This is a genomic window from Paucibacter sp. XJ19-41 (genome assembly GCF_028462495.1).
Lineage (GTDB): Bacteria > Pseudomonadota > Gammaproteobacteria > Burkholderiales > Burkholderiaceae_C > Roseateles_E.
Genome location: NZ_JAQOWX010000222.1, coordinates 1 through 3436, shown reverse-complemented (window position 1 = coordinate 3436; position 3436 = coordinate 1). Strand labels below are relative to the sequence as shown.

The 3436-nt window shown below is 72.6% G+C and carries 3 protein-coding genes; 2 read left to right on the top strand and 1 reads right to left on the bottom strand.

What is annotated here, in order from left to right; all coding sequences use genetic code 11:
- Positions 1-592: 592 nt before the first annotated feature.
- Positions 593-1753: an FUSC family protein gene (locus PO768_RS28210; protein ID WP_442953313.1), complete on the top strand. Its 1161-nt coding sequence runs from the start codon at positions 593-595 to the stop codon at positions 1751-1753.
- On the opposite strand, the gene glyA is transcribed toward PO768_RS28210, so the two are convergent.
- Positions 1698-3044 carry a serine hydroxymethyltransferase gene (gene glyA, locus PO768_RS28205; protein ID WP_272648704.1) on the bottom strand — a complete coding sequence of 449 codons (1347 nt, stop codon included), beginning with the start codon at positions 3042-3044 and terminating at the stop codon, positions 1698-1700. The two genes, PO768_RS28210 and glyA, sit on opposite strands and share 56 nt — an antisense overlap.
- Before the next feature lie 131 nt (positions 3045-3175).
- Between glyA and PO768_RS28200 the strand changes: the two genes are divergently transcribed.
- Positions 3176-3436 (top strand): LysR family transcriptional regulator (locus PO768_RS28200; protein ID WP_272648703.1); only part of this gene is annotated, 261 nt, incomplete at its 3' end.

Here is a 3436-nt window from a genome sequence, read left to right as displayed (position 1 = left end):
CCTGCGTGGCGCGGCTGCGCTCGCGGGCGCAACGCATCGCCGGCGCGCTGCCGCCGGCCGATGCCAGCATCCGCGCCTCGATTGCCGACGACGTCCTGCTGGCCGACGCGCTGCAGGCCGCGCGCGACCAGGTCTTTGCCGCGCGACCCTCGGCCGTGAGCCGGCGCCAGACCGATCTGGTGCTGGGCCTGATCGAATTGCGCGATCTGATGCTGTCGATCCGGCTCGACATCGAGCTGCTGGGCAGCGACGCCGCCGGCCTGCATTGGCGCGGCGCACTGGCCACCACGCTGATCCATCTGGCCGAGGCCCTGGAGACCCTCGCCGCTGCCATCGGCCAGGGTCAAGTCATGCCCGCCGTGTCGGCGCAAGGCTGGCGCGAGGCGCTGGCAGCGCGTCTGGCCGGTGCGCCGGCCGCCGCCGACGACGCGCGCCACCACCTGGTCGACGCGCTGCAAAGCCGGCTCGGCCATATGCTGGACGATGTCGCGGCGATGGCCGAGCGCCAGGCGGNCGTCTGGCCGGTGCGCCGGCCGCCGCCGACGACGCGCGCCACCACCTGGTCGACGCGCTGCAAAGCCGGCTCGGCCATATGCTGGACGATGTCGCGGCGATGGCCGAGCGCCAGGCGGGTCCGGACCGGGACAGTGCCTGGCCGCCCGAGAAGCTGCAGCTCTTCGTCTCGCCCGAGGGCTGGCCGCTGGCCGCGCTCAGGCCGCATCTGAGCCTGCAGTCCGGCGTGATGCGCCATGCCTTGCGGGCCGGTCTGGCCTTGTCGCTGGCCTATGTGCTGGGCCAGTTCCTGCCCTGGAACGCCCATCCCTACTGGCTGGTGCTGAGCGTCGCCGTGGTCTTGCGCGGCAATCTGGAGCAGACCCTGTCGCGCCGCAACGAGCGCATCATCGGCACCGTGATCGGTTGCCTGCTGGTGCTCGCGCTGGCACAGCTGCAGCAGCCGCGTCTGCTGGCGCTGGCCTTCATCGTCGCGGTGGGTGTGGCCCATGCCTATGTCAACCAGCGCTACCGGGTCGCCGCCACCGCCGCCACCCTGATGGCCCTGGTGCAGCCGCTGCTGCTGCAGCCGGGCAGCAGCCCGGCGATTGCCGAGCGTCTGGCCGACACCGTGATCGGCGCGCTGCTGGCCTGGGCCTTCTGCTTTGTGCTGCCCTCGTGGGAGCGCCGTTCGCTGCAGCGCCTGAGCGGCCAGCTGCGCGCGGCGCTGGCCCGCCATGCCGGCAATCTGCTGGTCTGGGCGCCGGCGCCCGATCAGCAGCTGGCCCAGCGCCTGAGCCGCCAGCAGGCCTACACGGCCCTGGCTGCGCTGGCCGCCGCGGCCCAGCGCAGCCGGGTCGAGCCGCGCCAGGTGCGTCTGCCCGAGCCGGAGATCGAGGCGGTGCTGAGCCATGGCTACCGTTTCATGGCCCTGCTGGGCACGGTGCAGCAGATGCTGAACCGGCGCACCGACCGGCTCGCCGCCGAACTGGCCGGCCCCGAGCTGGCGCTGGCCCGGCAGGACTGCGCAGCATGGCTGGTGCAAGGGCAGGGCGCCGAGCTGCCGGTGATGGCGCCCGCCGAGGTCGACTGGCCCGAGCATGCCGGCCAGCAAGACCTGACCCCCTGGTTGCTGCGTCGGTTGCGCCTGGCGCGGCGCGAAGCGGCAGACCTGGTCGCTGCCGAGTCGCGGTTGCTGGCGGCGATCAGCCGCGCAGATAGCGCAGGCCGCCCGCGCAGTGGCGTCGGCGAAAGGCCGTGACCTCGGGTGCCAGCGCGGCGGCCGCCGCATCCGATTCGAGCGCGCCGGCGATCAGCGCCGCCAGCTCGGCCATCTGAGCCGGACCCAGGCCCAGACGCACGATCTCAGGCACGCCCAGGCGCAGGCCGTTGACATCGCCGGCCAGGGCCGGCACGCGGTCCAGCGGCAGACCGATGCCGCAGCTCAGCAGCCGGGCCCGTGCCAGGCGCTTGGCGGCGGCCTGGCCACCGCCCCAGGCGGCCGCCTCGATGGCGAACTGGTGCGAGTCGGTGCCGCCGCGTTCGCGGGCGAACACCGGCATGTCGCGAGCGATCAGGCCGGCGGCCAGCGCCCGCGCGCTGGCCTGCATCGCCAGGCCGTAGTCGTGGCCGTGTTCCTTCCAGTCCAGCAGGCCCAGTGCCAGTGCGGCGGTCTTGCCGGCATCGAAATTGGCGGTTAGCCCCGGGTAGGCGATCGCGTCGAGCCGCTCGGCCAGGCCCGCGTCGTTGCCGACGATCAGGCCGCCCGGCGGACCGCCCAGGCTTTTGTAGGTGCTCATCGTCATCACATGGGCGCCCAGATCCAGCGGGTTGGCCCAGGTGCCGCCGGCAATCATGCCGCTCAGATGCGCGGCGTCGAACATCAGCAGCGCGCCCACCTTGTCGGCGATCTCGCGCACCGCCGCCACCGGGTGGGCGAACAGATTCAGGCTGCCGCCCAGCGTGATCAGCTTGGGGCGGACCTCGGCGGCCAGGCGCACCAGGGCCGGCACGTCGACACTGTAGCCATCGGCCCGCACCGGCGCCGGCACGCTGCGCAGGCCGTAGAGCCCGGCGGCGCCGGCCGCATGATGGGTCACATGACCGCCGATCTCGGCCGGCGGCACGATGATGGTGTCGCCGGGCTTGCAGCAGGCCATGAAGACATAGAGATTGGCCAGCGCGCCCGAGCCGACGCGGATCTCGGCATAGCGGGCCTTGAAGACCTGGGCCGCCAGCTCGGCCGCGATCACCTCGATGCGCTCGATCGCCTCCAAGCCCATCTCGTACTTGTCGCCGGGATAGCCCAGCGAGGGGCGCGTGCCCAGGCCGGCGGCCAGCAGGGCCTCGGCGCGCGGGTTCATCACATTGCTGGCCGGGTTGAGATTGAGGCCCTCGACATCGTGGATGCGATGGTTCTCGGCCACCAGGCGGGCCAGCTCCTCGTCCAGCGCGGGGCTGTCCAGCGCGCCGGCCGCGCCGGCCAGCGCCTGTACATGGTGGTCGATAGCGGCCGGCACCCAGGGCCGGGCCTGCAATTGGGCTGTGCTCATCTGCGGGTTCGCTTTCTTGGTCGGGCATCGCGCGGAGATTGGCGACGGGCCGATGCTGGGGCCAAGCGCCGGCAGCTTCAAGCAAGTTATTCTTGGGTCCAGGCCTAGAGAATCTAGGCCTGAGTCGAGCCATGGCCGTCCAACCCCCCAACCCCCGTCTGCCGCCTTTCCTCGCGCTGCGCGCCTTCGAAGCGGCCGCGCGGCACCAGAGCTTTGCACGCGCCGCCGAGGAGTTGTGCGTGACGCCGGCGGCTGTCGCGGCCCAGGTCAAGGTGCTGGAACAATGGCTGGGCGCGCCGCTGTTCGAGCGCCACAGCCAGGGCCTGAGCCTGCGTGCCCAGGCGGCCGCCGCGGTGCCGGCGCTGGCCGCCGCGATGGACCAGCTGGGCCAG

Bases quoted from the DNA above. Each gene is read 5' to 3' on its own strand.
- PO768_RS28210 (WP_442953313.1), top strand. From the start codon at position 593: ATGCTGGACGATGTCGCGGCGATGGCCGAGCGCCAGGCGGGTCCGGAC.
- glyA (WP_272648704.1), bottom strand. From the start codon at position 3,044: ATGAGCACAGCCCAATTGCAGGCCCGGCCCTGGGTGCCGGCCGCTATC.